We start from the raw sequence: 20,494 nt of genomic DNA on the forward strand, positions 1-20,494 counted from the left end.
TGGCTGTCGCCGCGGCCGTCGCGGGACCTGTCGTTGAGCCCGTCGCGGGCTCTCGCGCTCAGCCCTCGAGCAGTCGCCGGGCGAGGCTCTCCTCGATCACGAGCTCGGTGATCAGCTGCGCGGCGAGCGCGCCCTTCAGCGCGTCGAGCTTCGACAGACTCGACACCGCGCACAGCCGCCGCGGGATCCGCCGGATCGCATCGAGGCTCGGCCCGCTCGAGCGCTCGTTCAGGCGGATGCCCGACGAGCTGCCGTCGATGCGGTAGAACACCGTCGCACAGTCGCCGACGATGCCGTCGCGCATGAGCGAGTGCAGGTCGTCGCCGCTGAGATACCCGCCCGAGTAGACGTGCGAGGGCACGTCGGCGCGCGGCGAGCCGAGTCCGAAGACGAACATCCCGATGTCGTCCTGAGCGTCGAGGACACGCCTGACCGACCGCTCGCGCCACATGAGGTCCTTCGTGTGCGGGTCGTCGAAGAGGGCGGGAACGGGGAAAAGCTGCACGTCGGCCCCGAATGCGCCGGCGAAGCGCTCGAGGATCGACGACGCGTACGGGAGGCCCGACGTCATCGGGCTGGCGGCGCCGTTCATCTGCACCACGTGCACATTGTGCAGCGGGCGCGACGGCAGTTCCCGGGCGATCGCCGAGACCGTCGCGCCCCACGCGATCCCGATGCTCATGTTGTCGTCGGCGAGGCTCGCCACGCGGCGCGCCGCGGAGCGTGCGACGCGGGCGAACCGCTCCGCGGCGCTCGCGCGGACGGGCGTCGGCACGATCTCCGCCGTCACGCCGAAGAGTTCGATGATCCGCTCGGCGAGGCTGTCGACGCCGTCCTGCGGCGAGTGCACCGTGATCTCGACGAGCCCGATCTCGCGCGCGTACGCGAGCAGGCGCGAGATGGAGGACCGGGAGATGCGCATCTCCGTCGCGATGTCCTCCATCGTGAGCTCCTGCACGTAGTAGAGATGCGCGGCGCGCAGCGCATCGCGCGTGCGCACATTTGTGACGTCGTCGGACTCCATCGGGGCTCGCCTTCCTGCACGATCGTGCTCTTATTCCCGGTGTCCGCACATTCGTGCATGGGGGCTTGTGCGAACGTGCGCGAATGCTCAAGTGTAGGACCCATCAACGACGAAGGGATCGACGATGATTGACGCCACTCAGCCGCGTCCGACCGTGCAGGCGCTGCGTGACCGCCCCGAAGCCGACGTTCTCATCATCGGCGGCGGGATCAACGGTGTCGGGACGTTCCGTGATCTTGCGCTCCAGGGCGTCGACGTGGCCCTGGTCGAGCGCGGCGATTACGTGTCTGGCGCGTCCTCGGCATCCAGCCACATGATCCACGGTGGTTTGCGCTACCTCGAGAACGGTGAATTCCGCCTCGTGCGGGAGGCTGTCGTCGAGCGGAACGCGCTCCTGCGCAACGCGCCGCACTTCGTCAAGCCCCTCCCGACGACGATCCCGATCCACAAGACCTTCTCCGGCATCCTCACGGCGCCCTTCCGCCTCCTCTTCACGCACGGGCGCGGCAAGCCGCGCGAGCGCGGAGCCCTGCTCATCAAGGTTGGGCTCACGATTTACGACACGTTCTCCCGCGACGGCGGGTCGTTGCCACGGCACACGTTCCACGGGCGCAAGGCCTCGCACGAGCGCTTCCCCGACCTCGACGACCGCTTCAGGTACACCGCGACGTACTACGACGCCTCGCTGCACGACCCCGAGCGGCTCGCGCTCGATGTCCTGCGCGATGGCCAGCAGGAGGGCGCCGCGCGCTCGGTGAACTACGTCAGCGCGGTCGGCGCCAACGGCAACGCGGTGACACTCCGCGACGAGGTCTCCGGTGAGGAGTTCGACTTCACGGCCAAGGTCGTCGTCAACACGAGCGGCCCCTGGACCGACCTGACCAACAGAGCCCTCGGCAAACCGACCCGTTTCATGGGCGGCACAAAGGGCTCGCACATCGTGCTCGACAACGACAAGCTGCTCGCGGCGACTCGAGGCAACGAGATCTTCTTCGAGGCATCCGACGGCCGCATCGTGCTCATCTACCCGCTCAAGGGACGCGTCATGGTCGGGACGACCGACATCGACGCCGATCCGACGAAGCCGGTCGTTTGCACCGATGACGAGATCTCGTACTTCATCGACCTCATCGCGCAGGTGTTCCCCCGCATCGATGTCACGCGCGAGCAAATCGTCTACACGTTCTCGGGCATCCGCCCGCTGCCGCGTCACGACGACGTCGCCCCGGGCTTCGTCTCGCGTGACTACCGCGTGGAGAAGTTAGACCTCGCCGGCACCCCCCTGCTGAGCCTCGTCGGAGGCAAGTGGACGACGTTCCGCGCCGTCTCCGAGCACGTCGCGAACGACACCCTCGCCCTCCTCGGCAAGAAGCGCGCGCAGTCGACCGCGAACCTCGCGATCGGCGGTGGAGCGGGCTACCCGAAGGATGCCGCGGCCCGCGCCCGCTGGGTCGACGCCCACCGCGGCGCGCACGAGGCGTCGTTCGCCGACCGCATGCTCGAGCGGTACGGCACCTACGCCGCCGAGCTGCTGGCCGCCCTTCCCGTCGCGCAGCAGTCCCTCGAGCATGCCCCCGACTACTCGCGCGAGGAGATCGCCTTCCTCGCCGAGCGTGAAGAGGTCGTGCACCTCATGGACCTGCTGCTGCGCCGCACCTCGGTCGCGTTCGTCGGGGGCATGTCCGCGGCGACGCTGCAGGAGATCGCGGATGCCGCGGCTCCCGCGCTGGGCTGGGATGCCGCACGCACCCGCGCCGAGATCGAGGTCTCCACCGCGAACCTTCGCGACCTGCACCGCGTCGACCTCGAACACGCGGGGGTCGCGCCCCTCACCCGCTGACGCGGGGAGCCCTCGCGCTCCCCGCCCACGATTCCGGCGCGGCCTGACGCCGGTCCTCCCTCAGGCCACCCATGAAAGGTCAATGTCGACATGCAAGACGTCAATCTCGGGCTCTACTTCTTGTCTGAGCTCGTCGGTACGGCAATGCTCCTCCTCCTCGGTGGCGGCGTCGTCGCCAACGTCATCCTGAAGGGGACGAAGGGCAACGGCGGCGGAGCGCTGATGATCAACTGGGGCTGGGGCCTCGCGGTGTTCGCCGGTGTGCTCGTCTCGGCCTACTCTGGCGCCCAGCTGAACCCCGCCGTCTCGATCGGCCTTCTCATCGCTGGCAAGATCACCTTCACGCACTTCCTCGTAGCGATCGCCGCGCAGCTCGTGGGTGCGTTCCTCGGTGCCGTGCTCTGCTGGCTCGCGTACAAGGACCACTTCGACGCCGAGCCCGACCCGGCCACGAAGCTCGGTGTGTTCTCCACAGGACCCGCGATCCGCTCGTACGGCTGGAACCTCATCACCGAGATCATCGGCACGTTCGTCCTGGTCTTCGTGATCTTCGCGTTCGCGGACTACGGTGACGTGCAGATCGGCGTCCCCGGTGGCCTTGGCCCGCTGACTGCCGTCCCCGTCGCCCTCCTCGTGGTCGGCATCGGCGCGTCGCTCGGTGGCCCCACCGGCTACGCGATCAACCCGGCTCGTGACCTCGGCCCGCGCATCGCCCACGCGATCCTCCCGATCAAGGGCAAGGGCTCGAGCGACTGGTCGTACTCGTGGGTGCCGGTCGTCGGTCCGCTCATCGGTGGTGCGTTGGCCGCGCTCGCCTCGCCGATCCTGCTCCACCTCGCGAGCGTCTGAGCGCGCGCCGAATCCCCACACGAATAGGCAACAGACAAGGAACTCCATCTCATGGCTCAGTACATCATCGCCCTCGACCAGGGCACCACGTCCAGCCGCGCGATCATCTTCGACAAGAAGGGATCGATCATCTCCGTCGGCCAGAAGGAGCACGAGCAGATCATGCCGCGCGCCGGTTGGGTCGAGCACGACCCGATCGAGATCCGCGACAACATGCGCGAGGTCATCGGTATCGCGCTCGGTCGTGCGAACATCACTCGCCACGACATCGCGGCGATCGGCATCACCAACCAGCGCGAGACGGCCGTCGTGTGGGACAAGAACACCGGCGAGCCCGTCTACAACGCGATCGTCTGGCAGGACACCCGTACGCAGCCGATCGTCGACCGCCTTGCCGGCGACGAGGGCATCGAGCGGTTCAAGGACATCGTCGGGCTGCCGCTGGCGACCTACTTCTCGGGCACCAAGATCGTCTGGATCCTCGAGAACGTCGAAGGTGCGCGCGAGAAGGCGGAGGCGGGTGACCTCATCTTCGGCACGACCGACACGTGGGTGCTGTGGAACCTCACCGGAGGCCCCGACGGCGGTGTGCACGCGACCGACGTGACGAACGCGTCGCGGACGCTGTTCATGGACCTGAAGACGCTGTCGTGGCGCGAGGACATCCTCGCCGAGTTCGGTGTGCCGCTGTCGATGCTTCCCGAGATCCGCTCCTCCTCCGAGGTGTACGGCGTCGCCCGCGACGCGTCGCTTCTGCGCGAGACGCCGATCGCCGGCATCCTGGGCGACCAGCAGGCGGCGACGTTCGGCCAGGCTGCATTCGACGCGGGTGAGAGCAAGAACACCTACGGCACGGGCTGCTTCCTCATCTTCCAGACGGGCACCGACATCGTGAAGAGCGAGAACGGCCTGCTCACGACGGTCGGCTACAAGCTGGGGGACGAGCCGGCGCACTACGCGCTGGAGGGGTCGATCGCGGTCGCCGGGTCGCTCATCCAGTGGCTGCGGGACCAGCTCGGGATCATCTCCTCCGCCCCCGAGGCGGAAGAGCTGGCCAAGAAGGTCGAAGACAACGGCGGCGTGTACTTCGTGCCGGCGTTCTCGGGTCTGTTCGCTCCGTACTGGCGCCCCGATGCGCGTGGTACGATCGTCGGCCTCACCCGGTACTCGAACCGCAACCACATCGCCCGCGCGGCGCTCGAGGCGACCGCCTTCCAGACGCGCGAGGTGCTGGATGCCGTGAACGCGGACTCGGGCGTCGACCTCACCGAGCTCAAGGTCGACGGCGGCATGATCGCCAACGACACGCTCATGCAGTTCCAGGCCGACATCCTCGGCGTGCCGGTCGTGCGACCGGTCGTCGCCGAGACGACCGCGCTCGGTGCGGCCTACGCGGCCGGCCTCGCGGTCGGGTTCTGGAACGACCTGGATGAGCTCCGCGCCAACTGGCAGGAGGACAAGCGCTGGACGCCGAACGACGACGTCGCCGAGCGCGAGCGCCAGCTGCGCCTGTGGAAGAAGGCCGTGACGAAGTCCATGGGTTGGGTCGACGACGACGTTCGCTGAGGCGCTGGCCCAGCGGAGGGGATGAACTCCGCACAATGTCACGTACTCCGCAGCCGAGGGGGGATTCGGCTGCGGAGTACGTGCGTTTCTGCGGATTTCGTGAGCGTCCGCGGGACGCTCTGGACGCGTTCCAGAGGTTTCGGCAGCAGGCCGTGCGGCGCGGGCATGCTCGCGGTATCCATTGCGCGTCGCACACCCGACCGTTCTGGCACTGCGTGTCTGCACTTTTGATACTCGATCCCATCACCTAGGCTGGGCAACGGAGTTCGAAGGAGAGCACACATGGACCTCAGCGGAGCATCCGCCCTCGTCACCGGTGGCGCCAGCGGTCTCGGGTTGGCGACCGCGAAGCGACTCGCGGATGCCGGGGCACACGTCGTGATCGTCGACCTGCCGTCCTCTCCCGGCGCCGACCGCGCGGCCGAGCTCGGCGGCACCTTCGCCGCCGCCGATGTCACCGATCCCGAGCAGGTCGCCGCAGCCGTCGCCTCCGCGAGCGCGGCCGGGCCGCTCCGCGTCGTCGTCAACTGCGCCGGCATCGCACCGCCCGCGAAGGTGCTCGACCGCGAAGGGGTGCCGACCGACCTCGCGCACTTCGAGAAGATCATCCGCGTCAACCTCATCGGCACGTACAACGTGATCGCGCAGGCATCCGCCGCGATCGCGCAGACGGATGCCACCGACAGCGGCGACCGCGGGGTGATCGTCAACACGGCGTCCGTCGCCGCGTTCGACGGCCAAATCGGGCAGCCCGCCTACTCGGCATCCAAGGGCGGCGTCCACGCGATGACGCTGCCGATCGCGCGCGAGCTCGCGCGCTACGGCATCCGCGTGTGCACGATCGCGCCCGGGATCATGGAGACCCCGATGCTCGCGGGCCTCCCCGAAGCCGCCCAGGCGAGCCTCGGCCAGCAGGTGCCGTACCCACAGCGCCTCGGCAAGCCCGACGAGTACGCCTCGCTCGTTCTCGAGATCGTCCGCAACGGCTACCTCAACGGCGAGACGATCCGCCTCGACGGCGCGATCCGGATGGCGCCCAAGTGATGGATGCCGCGCCCGTGCGTGCACTTTCTCAGGAGAGACACGCGGCGCGCGGGCGGCGGGCCGCGGATTTCCGCGGAGGCATCGCCACCCAGACCTGATCGCTCCTGAGAAAGTGCCCGCCGACACCGCCGACACCGCCGACATCGCCCGCCCCGTCCGGCAAGGAGACCCGCCCATGACCGACTCGATGCTGCACGCCCGCGAGGGCGCGCTCGCCCACCTCACCTTCAACCGTCCGGCGTCGCTCAACGCGATGGGGTTCGAGATGGGGCAGCGCTGGCGCGACCTCGCCCGCGAGATCACCGCCGACCCCGAGGTCGGCGCCGTGCTGATCGACGCGAGCGGCCCCGCGTTCTGCGCCGGCGGCGACGTGATCGAGATGTCGACGTCGGGGTCGGCCGGCTCCGACGTCAGTGCCATGGCCGGGGTCATCCACGACGGCATCCGCGCGTTCGTCGAATCGGACAAACCGATCGTCGCCGCCGTGCAGGGCGCGGTCGCGGGCGGGGGCCTCGGGCTCATGCTCACGGCCGACTACGTCGTCGCGAGCCCGCGCGCGAAGTTCGTCAGCCGCTACGCGAACATCGGCCTCACGCCCGACCTCGGGGTCTCGACGCTCCTGCCCGCCGCGATCGGCCAGACCCGCGCGCTGCGGCTGCTGCTGCAGGACGAGACGATCGACGCCGCCACGGCGCTCGACTGGGGCCTCGTGACCGAGGTCGCGGATGACCCGGGCGCGCGCGCCGCCGAGATCGCGACGTTCTGGCTCGACAATGCCACCGCGGCGTTCGGGCAGGCCAAGCGCCTCGTCCGCGCGGGTGCGCGGCGAGCGTTCCACGGCAACCTTGCTGACGAGGCGCAGACGATCGGCGCCGCGTTCGACACCGATGCCGCGCAGACGCGCGTCGCCGGGTTCGCCGCGGCATCCCGCAAGAGCGCCACCGGCGCTGCCGGCGCGACCAGCGCGGCCGGTGCCGCCAGCGCGACCAGCACGACCAGCACGAAGGAGTCCCGATGACCGCTCAGACCCTCGCCGGCAAGACCATCCTGATGTCGGGCGGCAGCCGCGGCATCGGGCTCGCGATCGCGCTGCGTGCCGCGCGCGACGGCGCGAACATCGCGCTCATGGCGAAGACCGACACCCCGCACCCGAAGCTCGAGGGCACGGTGCACTCCGCGGCGGAGCAGATCGAGGCGGCGGGCGGCCGCGCGCTGCCGATCGTCGGTGATGTGCGCAACGACGACGACATCACCGAGGCCGTGCTGACGACGCAGGGTGAGTTCGGCGGCATCGACATCGTCATCAACAACGCGTCGGTGATCGACCTGTCGGGGTCGCTCGACCTCGCCGCGAGGAAGTACGACCTCATGCAGGACGTCAACGTGCGCGGCACGTTCATGCTGTCGCGCGCGGCCGTGCCGATCCTGAAGGATGCCCCGAACCCGCACATCCTGTCGCTGTCGCCGCCCCTGAACATCACGCCGCGCTGGCTCGGCGCCCACACCGGGTACACGCTCGCGAAGTACGGCATGACGATGGCGACGCTCGGGTTCGCGGCCGAGTTCGCCGACGACGGGATCGCCGCCAACACGCTCTGGCCCGAGACGACGATCGCGACGGCGGCGGTGCAGTTCGCGCTCGGCGGCGACCGCATGATGAAGGTCAGCCGCACGCCCGAGGTCTACGCCGATGCGGCCTACGAGGTGCTGCTGAAGCCCTCGCGCGAGTACACCGGTCAGACGCTCATCGTCGAAGAGGTGCTGAGGGATGCCGGTGTCACCGACTTCTCCGGCTACGCCGCCGTCCCCGGCACCCCCGACTCGGAGCTGTTCCCCGACATCTTCCTCTGACGCCCAGCCCTCGGGCCTCGTCGCCGCCGATCCGCGTCACCGGTCTGCCTGCGCCCCGGCATCCACCGGTGAGAAGCCACGCTCGCGCGTGAGAAACCATCTGGTACGTGAGAAACCACGTGGGCCGTGGTTTCTCGGGCGGGATGTGGTTTCTCGGGGATCGCGGCGCGGCGCGGGGCGCGAGCGCGCGGGTCAGACGAGGCCGACGCGGACGAGCGCGCGGTGCACGCCGTCGTCGAGCACGCCCGAGGTGACGAAGTCGGCCTTGGCCTGCAGGTCGGGGTCGGCCCCGCCCATCGCCACGGCCGTGCCGACGACCTCGAACATCTCGACGTCGTTCCAGCTGTCGCCGATGCCGACGGCGTCGCTCGCGTCGATCCCGAGGATCTCCAGCACCTCGAGGATCGCCGACCCCTTGTTGACGCCGAGCAGCGCGATCTCGCCGTTCGAGCCGCCGGGCATCGGGATCGAGCCAGGGATGACGTGGAACGTGTCGCCGAGCTCGCGCTGCGCGTGGGCGAGCGTGTCGGAGTCGGCGCTGATGAACGTCGCCTTCACCACCTGGTCGAGGTCGACCTCGCCGAGAGGGCGATAGCTGATCGCCGGCAGCGGCGCATCGTCATCGTCGAGGCCGAGAGCGCGCAGGTCTTCGGTGTGCCGCTCGCGACGCTGCCGGAAGAACTCGTCGGCCGCCGCACCGACGCCCTCCGACGCGTGGACCCCGTCGTCGGTCTGCAGGAAGTAGTGGATGCCGTGGTCTTCGAAATACCCGATCATCCGCTCCGTCGCCGCGCGCGGCATGAGGTGGGAGACCAGCTGCTCCTCGGTGCCGTCGGCATCGATCCGCACGGCGAACGCGCCGCCGTTGCTGACCACGCCATCGAAGCCGATCTCGCGGACGGCCGGGTGGATGTCACCGGCCGACCGCCCCGTGCAGAGGTAGACGATCGCCCCGCCACGGCGCGCCGCGCGGATCGCGGTGACCGTCGACGGCGCGATCACGGAGCCGTGCTCGAGGATCGTCCCGTCGACGTCGATGAACACGATGCGCGGGGAGGAATCCGGAGAGGTCACGGCGTCCATCCTGTCGCATGCCGGTGAACGGAGTCTGGGCGCGGAGCGTCTGCCCCGCATCCAGATCCGGAAACACTGCCGGCAACGACCTCAGATGAGGCGGTTGCGCTCGAACGCGTTCCAGATGTCGTCGTCGTCGATCGAGGTCGTGACCTGATCGGGGTGAGGAAGCGTCGCACCGAGCTGTGCAGCTTGGCGTAGAGGAACTTCTCCGCGTACGACTGCAGCCAGACGATGATGATGATCGGGATGACGCTCGAGACGTAGTTGACCATCACGAACGGGATGCCGATGAAGGTGAGGCCTTCGGCGCCGATGAGCGGTGTGAGCGCCGGGTACATCATGGCCGCGGCGATCGCCAGCGAGGTCCACTCGTTGGCCTCGAAGTAGCGCGCCGCGGTGATCGCGAGGGCCATCGGCAGGAAGTTGATGAACCCGTCGGACAGCGCGTTGAGCACGGCGTACGTCGGGGTCGCCGCGTCGAGCCAGCCGAAGGCGACGGCGGCGGCGACGAACGCCTTCAGCAGACCGGTCCTGGCAAGGGGCCAGAGCACGCGGGTGAAGCTCGCCGAGATCATGCCGATGAAGCGGTTGAAGAGGTTGCCCTTCGGCGCATCCTGCGCCGCCTCGCCCGGCCCGCCGAGCTTCGAGATGCCGCCGATCGCGGCGTACACCTCGGGCACGTCGTTGCCGATCACGACCTGGTACTGGCCGCCGGCCTGGGCGACGGTGACGACGCCGGGCGTCGACTTGACCGCCGCGGTGTCGGCCTTGCTCTCATCTTTGAGGGTGAAGCGCAGGCGCGTGGCGCAGTGCACGAGCGACTGCACGTTCTCCTCGCCGCCGACGCCGGCGAGGACGCCGGCCGCGGTCTTCGCGTAATCCGCCATGGGATTTCGCCCTCCTTTCGCCGCATCGGTGCGGCCTCGCGTGTGCGAAGCGCGGGCTTCCGGGCTGTGTCAAGCTGCGTGGAGTCGCTCGGGCTCGGCTTTGGCATCGTCGGTCGGCTTGGGGAGGTTGATGCCGACGATGTCGGCGGGTGCGGGCGTGTGGGGCGGTCGACGGAATCGCTCGGGATGCTTGTCGTAGTACGCCTGCTGGGTCGCGTCGCGTCGGTTCCAGGCGTGGTGCCAGGTGCCGTCGTGGACCTCGTTCGGGCTGAACAGGGCGATGCCGGAGTGCTTGTGGTTCTGGTTGTACCAGGGGACGTACCACTCGACGTAGGCGCGCGCCTGTTCGATGGTCGCGAAGGTGCCGGGGTAGTTCGGCCGGTACTTCATTGTCCGGAACTCCGATTCGGAGAACGGGTTGTCGTTGCTCACCCGGGGCCGGTTGTGTGTCTGCGTGACGCCGAGCTCACTGAGGAAGTCCTTGAGCGCTCCGGAGCGCATCGCAGGGCCGGAGTCAGCGTGGACGGCGTCGGGTATCCCATGCCGACCGAACGCGTCCTCGAACATCTCGACGGCGAGGTCGTCGACTTCGCGTTCCTCGACGCGGCAGCCGACGAGCTTGCGGGAGAAGATATCGATGATCGAGTACGCCTTGAACGCGACGCCGCGCCACGGGGTGCGCAGGTCGGTGATGTCCCAGCTCCAGACCTGTCCCGGACCGGTCGCTTCCAGCACAGGCGCTTCTCGTGGTGGCCGGTCGCTGTTGCTGCGCCGGGTTGGGGCGACGGGGCGGGCGGACTGATCCTCGATCTCGGCCGCGATGCGCCACCACGAGCGGCGTGAGGCGAGCATCACCCCGTCATCCCACGCGGACGCGAACGAGTGATCGACCGCGTGCCCTTCGGCCCAGCCCGCCGTGATCCTGCCGGCGATGACGGCGCGGTCGGTCTCGCTGATGCGTGACGGGTATGCCCGCTCCTTCTGCGGGACGGGATCCGCGACGCGCTCCCGAGGACGCGTCCGGTAGTGCCATGTCGACCTCGCGACGCCGGCGATCTCGAGTGCGCGACGCTGCGACCCAACGGCCGCTGTCAACTGTCCGACGAGGTCGTTCTCGGCGTCGAGGAATCGGATGGATCGTTCGTCGGCTGGTTCACGGCGGGCTCTTGCTCGCTCATCTGATGCAAGAGCCCGATAGCTTTTCCCAGGGTCTCGATAGTCTGCTCGAGTTCACGCACGCGGGCTGTCAGCCGGGCGACCTCCGCCTCCTGCGCGGCGCGTTCACGGGCGCGTTGCCGCTCGATGCCGGTGCGCTTCTCTGGTGGGGTCACCACTCCACCTTCTCGCGGGATCAGTCCACGGTCGAGATCACCGTCGAACACCGCCGACCGCCACCGCCGGAGCCGGTCATACGAGACTCCCTGCTCCTCAAGCCAGAACGCCTTTTGTCCATACGGCTGGATCTCGTACCGATGCACGAACTCACGGATCTGCTCCGTCGAGAACCCCGGACTGATCGACATACCCGCCAACTCCCTCACTGATCATGAATGACTCACGACCAGCTTGGCGAAGAGGGTCCGCCCGGTTTCGGGCAAAAAAAGACCTGAACTCGTTCATCCCGGAAATGCAGGATGTGAGTTCAGGTTTTGCCCGCTCGCGCGGTAACAATCCAGAGACTTCGGCAGACGCGGTGGTCTGCAGGCATCACTCGAACACAGCGCCGTCGGTGTGTCCAGACCTCAGCTGCGTCTTGAGGCGCTCGATGTGCACGATGAGATACAGCACCTCTTCGTCGGTGAGCGCCGACCCCGTCGCGGCCTTGACGTAGGCCTTCACCTCGTTCGCGATCTCGAACGAGGCGGGGTAGGAGTGCTTCGCGAATTCGAAGAACGAGGTGTCGCCGCTCGTGAGCATGGTGCGCGAGACGAGCCGCTGCAGCAGGAACTGCACGTGCAGCACGAAGCGGGCGTAGTCGGGGCTCTCCACGTCGAGGCGGACGCCGAGTCCGTTCTCGACGGTGGTCACGACGTGCTGCACGCGGCGGAAGAGCAGCGCGGCCGTGCCGTTCGGCTCGTCGCGGGTCGCGTTGAGCAGGTGCATCGTGAGGAAGACCGACTCCTCGGGAGGCAGCGCCACGTCGAGCGAATCGGCGATCGAGGCGGTCATCTCGGTCGCCGCGGCGTACTCGTCGGGATACAGCACGCGCAGCTCGGGCACCGACGTCGAGGGGATCCGGACCCCCTTCTCGAGCCGTTCGAGCACGAACTGGAGGTGGTCGATCACGGCGATCGCGAACCCTCGCCCGAGGGCGCGCCCGAGCGAGCGCTCGGCGCTGTCGGTCGCGCGGCTCACCGCCTCGATCACCGGGTAGGGCACGTCGCCGAGCAGCCGCAGCTCGCGCTCGCCGGCTTCGCCCTCGTCGAGGATGAGTCTAAGGCGGTGCCGTGCCTCACGGCACCGCGCACGTGGTGCACCGGCGTTCCCCCAGGCGCCGCCGGTACCCTGGAGGCATGAGCGATTCCACCCCCGTCCGCACCACGACGCCTCGCCAGGTGCGACCCCGGACCGAGGGGTGGACGCAGAAGGTGGATGCCGAGGGCAAGCCCCTCCTGCAGTTCGCAGCGCCCAAGAAGGGCATGCCGCCCGCCCACCTCGCCGACATGACGCCCGAGCAGCGCGTCGAGAAGGTGAAATCGCTCGGCCTGCCCGCCTTCCGCGCCGGCCAGCTCGAGAAGCACTACTTCCAGCACTACACGTCCGACCCCGCGCAGATGACCGACCTCCCGGCATACGGTCGTGAAGAGCTCGTGCACGAGATGCTGCCGAACCTGCTCACCGAGGTGCGCCGGCTCGAGACCGACCGCGGCGACACGATCAAGTTCCTCTGGAAGCTGCACGACGGCGCCCTCGTCGAGTCCGTGCTCATGCGCTATCCCGGACGCATCACGCTGTGCGTGTCGAGCCAGGCCGGATGCGGCATGAACTGCCCGTTCTGCGCGACGGGACAGGCGGGCCTCACCCGCAACATGTCCGCCGCCGAGATCGTCGAGCAGGTCGTGCGCGCCAACCGGCTGATCGCCGAAGGCGGCCTCGGCGACCCGCGCCGCGTCGGCCACGACGATGAGCGCGTCACCAACATCGTCTTCATGGGGATGGGCGAGCCGCTCGCCAACTACAACCGCGTCATGCAGGCCGTCCGCACCATGGTCGACAAGAAGCACGGCCTCGGCATGAGCGCGCGCGGCATCACGGTGTCGACGGTCGGACTCGTACCGGCGATCAACAAGCTCGCCGCCGAGGACATCCCCGTCACCTTCGCCCTGTCGCTGCACGCCCCCGACGATCATCTCCGCGACGAGATGATTCCGATCAACTCGCGCTGGAAGGTCGACGAGGCCCTCGACGCCGCCCGCGGCTACTTCGACAAGACCGGTCGGCGCGTGTCGATCGAGTACGCGCTCATCAAGGACATGAACGACCACGCGTGGCGGGCCGACCTGCTGGCATCCAAGCTCAACGAGCGCGGTCGCGGCTGGGTGCACGTCAACCCGATCCCGCTGAACCCGACGCCCGGTTCGGTGTGGACCGCGTCGGAGCCCGCGGTGCAGAACGAGTTCGTGCGCCGCCTCAACGAGGCCGGGATCCCGACGACCCTCCGCGACACCCGCGGCAAGGAGATCGACGGCGCGTGCGGCCAGCTCGTCGCGACCGAGGAAGACCGCGACGTCGCGGCGACGGTGCCGGTCCTCGACTGACGGCCGGCAGAGCACCCCGGAGCGACCCGGGGCACCCGGGGCGACGCGCACGGGGCCATGTATGAAAGAGTGCGAGCATGCTCTCGATCTGGGCTCCCAGCGGTATTACCGAGGTGAACGCGGGCGACGATCTCGCAGCCCTCGTCCTCGAGGCGTGCGCGCGGGAAGGGACGTCGCTCGAATCGGGCGACATCGTCATCGTGACCTCGAAGATCGTGTCGAAGGCAGAAGGCCGCGTGCGCCCGCAGATCGAGCGCGAGGCGGCGTTCGCGGAAGAGACCGTGCGGGTCGTGGCGGCGCGTGATCGCGGCGGCAGCCTGACCCGCATCGTCGAGAACCGGCTCGGCATCGTGGGCGCCGCCGCCGGCATCGACGCCTCGAACACCGCCCCCGGCACCGTCCTGCTCCTGTCGCTGGACCCGGATGCCTCCGCGCGCGCCCTCGCCGCCGCGCTGCGTGCGGCGACCGGGCAACAGGTCGGCGTGATCCTGAGCGACACCCTCGGCCGCCCGTGGCGCGACGGCCAGACCGACGTCGCGATCGGGGCCGCGGGCATCCAGGTCTTCGATGAGCTCGCCGGACAGACGGATGCCGCTGGCCGCCCCCTGCGCGTCACCCGCCCCTGCCTCGCCGATGAGCTGGCCGCGGCCGCCGACCTCGTCAAGGGCAAGACACGTCGGCTGCCGGTGGCGATCGTCCGCGGGGCGGAGGCGGTCGTCGGCGGGCTCGACCTGCCCGGCGCGCGCTCGATCGCCCGCGCGGCGGAGGACGACCTCTTCCGCCTCGGCACCGACGAGGCCTATGCGCGTGGCTACGCCGACGGATACGACGAAGGCACCGCCGAGGCATCCGGCCCGGATGACGAGGGCGACGGATGAGCCTGCGGCTCGGCTACAAGGCCTCCGCGGAGCAGTTCGCTCCGCGTGAGCTCGTCGCCGCCGGAGGCCCCAAGGCCGCACGCTTCGCGGGAGCGACGGCGACGGCCTCATCTGCACGTCGGGAAAGGGGCGCGACCTGTACGCCGATCGGAAGGCGACTTCGTCAAGAAACCGATGCAGGACTGCACCGGTGAGGAGATCACGCAGGAATGGCTGTATCACCTGGGTGTCCCCGTCGACGAGATCCCCGAGCTCGCCGCGACCGGCGCGAAGAGCGTGCCCGTCATGATGCCGTACGTCACCTCGTTCTTCATGCCCCGTCAGGCCGGCGACCGGCCCCAGGTCGCGCCCGCCGGCAGCGTCAACTCTGCGTTCATCGGGCAGTTCGCCGAGACCACCCGCGACTGCATCTTCACGACGGAGTACTCGGTGCGCACCGCCATGGAGGCGACCTACCAGCTGCTCGACATCGAGCGGGGCGTGCCGGAGGTGTTCAACTCCACCTACGACGTCCGCTACCTCATGAAGGCGACCACCCGGATCGCCGACGGCGACGCCGTGCACATCCCCGGGCCCAACTTCATCAAGGGCAAGCTCCTCGACAAGCTCGACAACACCCAGATGGGGCAGCTCGCCACAGACTTCGGGCTCTTGCCGGAGCACGGCGACACGAAGGCGCGCCCGCGTCACGACGACGCCATCGCCTGAGACGACGTCGCGGGAGGGATGCCGCGGGTGGCCCCCTGGCATCCCTCTCGTGAGTAGCGTGGGGGAATGGTCAACTATCGGTACCTCGGCAACAGCGGCTTCAAGATCTCGGAGATCACCTACGGCAACTGGGTGACCCACGCATCGCAGGTCGGTGACGACGCGGCGATCGCGACGGTGCACAAGGCCCTCGACCTCGGGATCACCTCGTTCGACACCGCCGACGCCTACGCCAACACCGCGGCGGAGGTCGTGCTCGCGAAGGCCCTGAAGGGTCAGCAGCGCGAGAACCTCGAGATCTTCACGAAGGTCTACTGGCCGATCGGCAAGAAGGGCCCGAACGACACCGGGCTCTCGCGCAAGCACATCTTCGACGGCATCCACGGGTCGCTCCGCCGCCTCGAGGTCGACTACGTCGACCTGTTCCAGGCCCACCGCTACGACTACGAGACGCCGCTCGAAGAGACGATGCAGGCGTTCGCCGACATCGTGCGGCAGGGCAAGGCGCTGTACATCGGCGTCTCGGAATGGACGGCGGAGCAGCTGCGCGACGGCCACGCCCTCGCTCAGCAGCTCGGGTTCCAGCTGGTGTCGAACCAGCCGCAGTATTCGGCGCTGTGGCGCGTCATCGAAGACCGCGTGATCCCGACCTCGGAGGAGCTCGGCATCTCGCAGATCGTCTGGTCGCCGCTCGCCCAGGGCGTGCTCACCGGCAAGTACCTGCCCGGTCAGCCCGTTCCCGAGGGATCGCGCGCGACCGACGAGAAGAGCGGCGCGAACTTCATCAAGCGGTTCCTGCGCGACGAGGTGCTCGAGGCCGTGCAGAAGCTGAAGCCCATCGCCGACGAGGCGGGTATCACCGTGCCGCAGCTCTCGCTCGCCTGGGTGCTGCACAACCCGAACATCTCCGCCGCCCTGGTCGGCGCGTCGCGCCCCGAGCAGCTGGAGGACACCGTCAAGGCATCCGACATCACGCTCTCCGACGACGCGTACGCGGCCGTCAACGACGCGCTTCGCCCGGTCGCCGTCATCGACGGCGAAGAGACCTACTCCGTCTCGCCCGCGAGCCGCGTGGCCTGAACGGGCGGCCGCCGTGGCGGTGACGAGCGCCGGCATCCTGCTGTACCGGGTCGCCCCGGACGGCGAGGTGTCGGCGCTCGTCGCACATCTGGGCGGACCGTTCTGGGCCGCCAAGGACGACGGCGCGTGGTCCATTCCGAAAGGGGAATACGACCCGGATGCCGAGTCGGCGTTGGATGCCGCGAAGCGGGAGTTCCATGAGGAACTGGGGGTCCCGGCGCCGGACGGCGACTACGCCGAGCTCGGCACCTTCACGTACTCGTCGGGCAAACGAGTGACGGTCTTCGTCTGCGACGGGGCGGCCTTCGCGGCATCCGACCCGCCGCTCGTCTTCGGCGAGTTCGAGATGGAGTGGCCGCCCCGGTCGGGACGCACGAGGTCGTTCCCGGAGGTCGACCGCGTCGAGTGGATGACCCTCGACGCCGCGCGGCCGCGGCTGGTCGCCGGTCAGCGCCCCGCGCTCGACCGCCTCGCCGAGCTGCTCGCCGCGGCCGGGTAGCGCGGGCGGCGTCGTCGGCGGAAGCGGCGGCTGTTCATAACGTCGGAGATTTGGGCACAGGAGCCCGTCCGAACCGGTGCAGGGGGGATACGGGCCGAATCTCCGACGTTGTGAACACGGCTCCCCGCCGACGCTGGCCGAGACCGCGCCCGTCGGCACCCCTTGCCAGCCCGCGCGGCCGGGCGGAGACTGTGGTCGGCGGAGGGAGCCATCATGGCGCACGGCGACATCACCCACATCGACATCCCTGTGTCCGACCTGGCGAAGGCGAGCGAGTTCTACTCGGGCCTGTTCGGTTGGAAGATCGCGGAGATCGAAGGCTTCGAGGGCTACCCGATGTGGTCGGCCCCGAACGGCATCTCGGGCGGCGGTCTCGCGCCGCGCGGCGACGGCTTCACCCAGCCGCGCTCCTACGTCGAGGTCGACTCGATCGACGACACTGTCGCGAAGGCCGAGGCCGCCGGAGCGACCGTCGCGATGGCGAAGGCGCCGATCACCGATGCGAGCTGGTGGGCGGTCATCGTCGACCCCGACGGCAACCACATCGGACTGTTCGAGGGCTCGGTCTGAGCCCGGCCGGACGCCGCCCGGTCAGCGCTTCTTCGTGGGCGCGCTCGTCACATCGAGGACCGGCTGCAGACCGCCGAGGCTCGACCAGGCCGACGCGGTGCCCTTCGCCGCGTGCTCCGCACCGCGCACCGCGCGCTCGTCGGCCCACTCGTTGAGCACGTGCCCGCGGTGCCCGCGCACGTGCTGGAGCACCACATCGGGCAGTCCGCGCTCGCGGCGCGCGTCGCGCGCGACGATCAGCTGCTCGAGGAGGTCGCGGTTCTTCGTCGGTGCGCCGGTCGAGGTCTTCCATCCGCGCCGGCGGTGCGCGTCCATCCACGACGTGTAGGTGTCGATCGCGTACTTCGAATCCGCCTGCACGACGAGCTGCGCGACGTCGGCGTGATCCTCGATGGCCTTGAGCAGCCCCATCAGCTCGCCGATGTTGTTCGTGCCGACGGGGATCGCGCCGGCGGCCCACTGTCCGTCCTCGCCGACCCAGGCCCATCCGGTCGGCCCCGGGTTGCCCTTGCAGGCGCCGTCGGTGGCCACGGTGTAGGTGTCGGAGGGGGCGGCGGAAGTCACCCCTCGACGGTAGTCGATCGGCTGGAGCGAGTCGCACGCCGCCGCCGGCCGCGCCCGGCCGTCCGGGCGATCAGCCTCCCGCGAGCTCGCGTCGGCGCATCAGCGCGAGCGCCCCCGCGACGAGCGCAACGGACGACGGCAGAACCCACCAGAGCCCGCCGAGGTCCACACCGCCCGCTGTCGGTGTGACCGCCGCGGCGAACGGCGAGATCCGGGTCGACCCCGGTTCCATGCCGAAGAGGGGTCCGAACAGGCCGATCGCCGCGGCCAGCATGACGAGCATCCAGCCGAGCGCGATCGTCAGCCGAGGCGCCCACACGAACACGAGCGCGGTCAGCCCGACGAACACTGCCGCCGGCAGCACTTGACCTGCCCCGGCGATCGCCGCGTCTCGGGCGAGGTCGCCGGCGTCCGTCGCCACGAGGGCCCCGAGCACGGCTCCCGCCACGCCGCCGACGATCGTGAGGACCACGGCGGCGAGGGCGACGATCACGTAGTCGCCGAGCCAGTGGACGCGATCGAGCGGGGATGCCCACACGAGTTCGGCCATTCCGCGCACCTCGTCCTGACGCGCGCGGATGACGGTCTGCACACCGGCGCACGCGGCCAGGACGCCGAGCATGATGAAGAATACGACGATGAGGCCGGTGCGCATGTCCTCGCCTCCGCTGAGCTTCTCGAGCACGTCGGCGATGGCCGGGTTCTCGCCACCGACCCGGTCCGCGACCGCCCCCAGCGCGGTCGCGAGCGCTCCGACGAGAACGCCGCCGATGACCCACCCGGCGATCGACGGAGTCGCCAGGCGCGTGACGAGGGCGAGGTTCGAGCGCAGGTACGGGCGCGCGTCGGGCCGCCCGGTGCTCTCGGCGATGAAGGCCGTGCCGAGGTCGCGCCGCGATTGCAGCGCGAGCGCGGCGGCGACGAGCGCCACGGATGCCGCCGCCAGGAGGGCCACCGGCGCCCAGGCATCCACGTCGAATGCGCGGGTGTTCTCGGCCCAGCCGAAGGGCGACAACCAAGTGAGCCACGAACTCTGCAGGCGGGTCAGGTCTTCGCTCGGCGTGCCGAGGGCGTTGCCGATCCCGGCCAGGACGAACGTGCCGACGAGCACCCACGTGGCGAGCGAGTTCGCGCCGCGCGAAGTCGGCATCACCTGCGCCGCGACCAGCGCGGCGCCGAGGAACACGAGCCCGACGAGCGCGCAGGATGCCCCGACGAGGATCGCGCCGGCCGCCGCCGCGCCGTTCGCGAGGAACGCCGCCGTCACGAGGAGACCGAGGACGACGTTCGCGAGAGCGCCGTGGACCAGGGTCGCGACCGTCGGCATCCATCGCCCGGCGGGAGTGGCGGAGAGCATCTCGAGCCGGCCGTCCTCCTCATCGCCCCGGGTGTGCCGCACCGCGAGGAACGAGCTCATCAGCGCCGCAAGGATCAGCAGCCACGGCAGCAGGAGGAACACGACCATCTGGCTCTCGCCGGTGCCCGAGGGCAACCCGCGGAACAGCAGGATCACCGGGTTCGCCATCACCGTCGCGAGGAGGGCGGCGCGCTCCTGCCCGTCGCCGTACGAGGTGAGCGCGCCCGCGTATCCGGCACCGGCGAGCAGCGCCGTGCCGCAGATCCAGAGTGCGAGCTGCACGCCGTCTCGCCGCGCACGCTGGCGCAGCAGCGGCCCGAATCCGCTCATCGACGGTCCCGCCGGCGCAGACCTGTGGATGCCGCGTCGCGCCCGGCCGAGCGCGCGGACCTCCCCTCGGTGCCCTCGGTGCCCTCAGCGGCGCCCTCAGCGGCGCTTTCGGTGCCGGCCCCGGCACGGTCCGCGCGCGACGTGGTCGAAGGCGCGTCGCCGTAATGGCGCAGGAACAGCTCCTCGAGGGACGGCGGGGCGATGCGCAGCCCCTCGACGCCCAGCGCACCCAGGGTCGCCAGCGACGGCGCGACAGCATCGCTGGCCAGCGTGAACGTCACCCGCCCGGCATCCTCGCGCACGTCCTCGGCCCCGGGGATCGCCGCCGCCGCGGCCGCCGTCGCCGTGGGCGTCGCGGCGAACGACACCTCGGTGCGGGTCAGGTGGCGCATGTCGGCGAGCGTGCCCGCGTCGACGATGCGACCGGCGCGGATGATCGAAACGCGATCGCACAGCAGCTCCACCTCGGAGAGGATATGGCTCGACAGCAGCACCGTCGCGCCGGCGGCCTTCACCCGCGCGATCTCCGCCCGCAACACGACCTCCATCAGCGGGTCGAGTCCGCTCGGGGGATACCGGATGCGTTGTATACGCAACGCGAGCGAAGCCGTC

General features: G+C 69.6%; 20 protein-coding genes and 1 pseudogene. 12 read left to right on the forward strand and 9 right to left on the reverse strand.

Annotated features, from left to right (window positions below; genetic code table 11):
• Nucleotides 1-58: 58 nt before the first annotated feature.
• Nucleotides 59-1,024, reverse strand: a complete 966-nt coding sequence (locus FHX68_RS10700; RefSeq protein ID WP_229661567.1) for a sugar-binding transcriptional regulator — start codon at nt 1,022-1,024, stop codon at nt 59-61.
• 124 nt (nt 1,025-1,148) lie between these two features.
• On the opposite strand from FHX68_RS10700, the gene FHX68_RS10705 reads away from it, so the two are divergent.
• The 6 genes from FHX68_RS10705 to FHX68_RS10730 all read left to right on the forward strand — a co-directional run bounded on the left by FHX68_RS10705 (nt 1,149) and on the right by FHX68_RS10730 (nt 8,174).
• Nucleotides 1,149-2,864 (forward strand): glycerol-3-phosphate dehydrogenase/oxidase, encoded by a 1,716-nt coding sequence (locus FHX68_RS10705; protein WP_141380896.1) that lies wholly within the window; start codon nt 1,149-1,151, stop codon nt 2,862-2,864.
• Between the two features lie 90 nt (nt 2,865-2,954).
• The gene (locus FHX68_RS10710) at nt 2,955-3,713 is read left to right on the forward strand and encodes an MIP/aquaporin family protein (protein WP_141380897.1); all 759 of its coding nucleotides are present in this window, start codon (nt 2,955-2,957) and stop codon (nt 3,711-3,713) included.
• Between the two features lie 51 nt (nt 3,714-3,764).
• The gene (gene glpK / locus FHX68_RS10715; protein ID WP_141380898.1) at nt 3,765-5,279 is read left to right on the forward strand and encodes a glycerol kinase GlpK; all 1,515 of its coding nucleotides are present in this window, start codon (nt 3,765-3,767) and stop codon (nt 5,277-5,279) included.
• A gap of 282 nt (nt 5,280-5,561) precedes the next feature.
• Nucleotides 5,562-6,323, forward strand: a complete 762-nt coding sequence (locus tag FHX68_RS10720) for an SDR family NAD(P)-dependent oxidoreductase (protein ID WP_141380899.1) — start codon at nt 5,562-5,564, stop codon at nt 6,321-6,323.
• A gap of 175 nt (nt 6,324-6,498) precedes the next feature.
• Nucleotides 6,499-7,341 carry an enoyl-CoA hydratase/isomerase family protein gene (locus tag FHX68_RS10725; RefSeq protein ID WP_141380906.1) on the forward strand — a complete coding sequence of 281 codons (843 nt, stop codon included), beginning with the start codon at nt 6,499-6,501 and terminating at the stop codon, nt 7,339-7,341.
• On the forward strand, nt 7,338-8,174 hold the full coding sequence (locus FHX68_RS10730) for an SDR family oxidoreductase (protein WP_141380900.1): 837 nt from the start codon (nt 7,338-7,340) through the stop codon (nt 8,172-8,174). Before FHX68_RS10725 ends, FHX68_RS10730 begins: the two co-directional genes overlap by 4 nt.
• Before the next feature lie 192 nt (nt 8,175-8,366).
• On the opposite strand, the gene FHX68_RS10735 is transcribed toward FHX68_RS10730, so the two are convergent.
• From FHX68_RS10735 to FHX68_RS10755, 5 genes are all read right to left on the reverse strand, one after another.
• Complete coding sequence (locus FHX68_RS10735) at nt 8,367-9,257, reverse strand: Cof-type HAD-IIB family hydrolase (RefSeq protein ID WP_141380901.1); 891 nt, start codon at nt 9,255-9,257, stop codon at nt 8,367-8,369.
• Nucleotides 9,245-10,138, reverse strand: a complete 894-nt coding sequence (locus FHX68_RS10740; RefSeq protein WP_141380902.1) for a PTS transporter subunit EIIB — start codon at nt 10,136-10,138, stop codon at nt 9,245-9,247. Before FHX68_RS10740 ends, FHX68_RS10735 begins: the two co-directional genes overlap by 13 nt.
• Before the next feature lie 69 nt (nt 10,139-10,207).
• Nucleotides 10,208-11,233, reverse strand: coding sequence for a DDE-type integrase/transposase/recombinase (locus FHX68_RS10745; protein WP_141920125.1), 1,026 nt, complete (start codon nt 11,231-11,233; stop codon nt 10,208-10,210).
• Nucleotides 11,230-11,661, reverse strand: coding sequence for a hypothetical protein (locus FHX68_RS10750; RefSeq protein ID WP_141381664.1), 432 nt, complete (start codon nt 11,659-11,661; stop codon nt 11,230-11,232). The genes FHX68_RS10745 and FHX68_RS10750 overlap by 4 nt, the downstream gene beginning before the upstream one ends.
• A 184-nt stretch (nt 11,662-11,845) precedes the next feature.
• Nucleotides 11,846-12,517, reverse strand: coding sequence for a BglG family transcription antiterminator (locus FHX68_RS10755; protein WP_229661533.1), 672 nt, complete (start codon nt 12,515-12,517; stop codon nt 11,846-11,848).
• Nucleotides 12,518-12,651: 134 nt separating this feature from the next.
• On the opposite strand from FHX68_RS10755, the gene rlmN reads away from it, so the two are divergent.
• The 6 genes and pseudogenes from rlmN to FHX68_RS10785 all read left to right on the forward strand — a co-directional run bounded on the left by rlmN (nt 12,652) and on the right by FHX68_RS10785 (nt 17,631).
• Nucleotides 12,652-13,896: a dual-specificity RNA methyltransferase RlmN gene (gene rlmN, locus FHX68_RS10760; RefSeq protein WP_141380323.1), complete on the forward strand. Its 1,245-nt coding sequence runs from the start codon at nt 12,652-12,654 to the stop codon at nt 13,894-13,896.
• Between the two features lie 77 nt (nt 13,897-13,973).
• Nucleotides 13,974-14,774 (forward strand): coenzyme F420-0:L-glutamate ligase, encoded by an 801-nt coding sequence (gene cofE / locus FHX68_RS10765; protein ID WP_141380324.1) that lies wholly within the window; start codon nt 13,974-13,976, stop codon nt 14,772-14,774.
• Between the two features lie 153 nt (nt 14,775-14,927).
• Nucleotides 14,928-15,482: pseudogene (locus FHX68_RS10770) on the forward strand (oleate hydratase); the annotation flags it as partial.
• 66 nt (nt 15,483-15,548) lie between these two features.
• Nucleotides 15,549-16,562 carry an aldo/keto reductase family protein gene (locus FHX68_RS10775; RefSeq protein WP_141380325.1) on the forward strand — a complete coding sequence of 338 codons (1,014 nt, stop codon included), beginning with the start codon at nt 15,549-15,551 and terminating at the stop codon, nt 16,560-16,562.
• A gap of 13 nt (nt 16,563-16,575) precedes the next feature.
• Nucleotides 16,576-17,061, forward strand: a complete 486-nt coding sequence (locus FHX68_RS10780; RefSeq protein ID WP_141380326.1) for an NUDIX hydrolase — start codon at nt 16,576-16,578, stop codon at nt 17,059-17,061.
• Nucleotides 17,062-17,274: 213 nt separating this feature from the next.
• Entirely contained in the window at nt 17,275-17,631 is a 357-nt protein-coding gene (locus tag FHX68_RS10785; protein WP_141380327.1) for a VOC family protein, read from the forward strand.
• 21 nt (nt 17,632-17,652) lie between these two features.
• On the opposite strand, the gene FHX68_RS10790 is transcribed toward FHX68_RS10785, so the two are convergent.
• The 3 genes from FHX68_RS10790 to FHX68_RS10800 form a co-directional block, all read right to left on the reverse strand.
• Entirely contained in the window at nt 17,653-18,195 is a 543-nt protein-coding gene (locus tag FHX68_RS10790) for a ribonuclease H family protein (protein ID WP_141380328.1), read from the reverse strand.
• Between the two features lie 70 nt (nt 18,196-18,265).
• Nucleotides 18,266-19,882 (reverse strand): ABC transporter permease, encoded by a 1,617-nt coding sequence (locus tag FHX68_RS10795; protein ID WP_141380329.1) that lies wholly within the window; start codon nt 19,880-19,882, stop codon nt 18,266-18,268.
• Nucleotides 19,879-20,478 (reverse strand): ATP-binding cassette domain-containing protein, encoded by a 600-nt coding sequence (locus FHX68_RS10800; RefSeq protein ID WP_342353566.1) that lies wholly within the window; start codon nt 20,476-20,478, stop codon nt 19,879-19,881. Before FHX68_RS10800 ends, FHX68_RS10795 begins: the two co-directional genes overlap by 4 nt.
• Between the last annotated feature and the right edge of the window lie 16 nt (nt 20,479-20,494).

The sequence above is a fragment of the Microbacterium lacticum genome (genome assembly GCF_006716815.1).
GTDB lineage: Bacteria > Actinomycetota > Actinomycetes > Actinomycetales > Microbacteriaceae > Microbacterium > Microbacterium lacticum.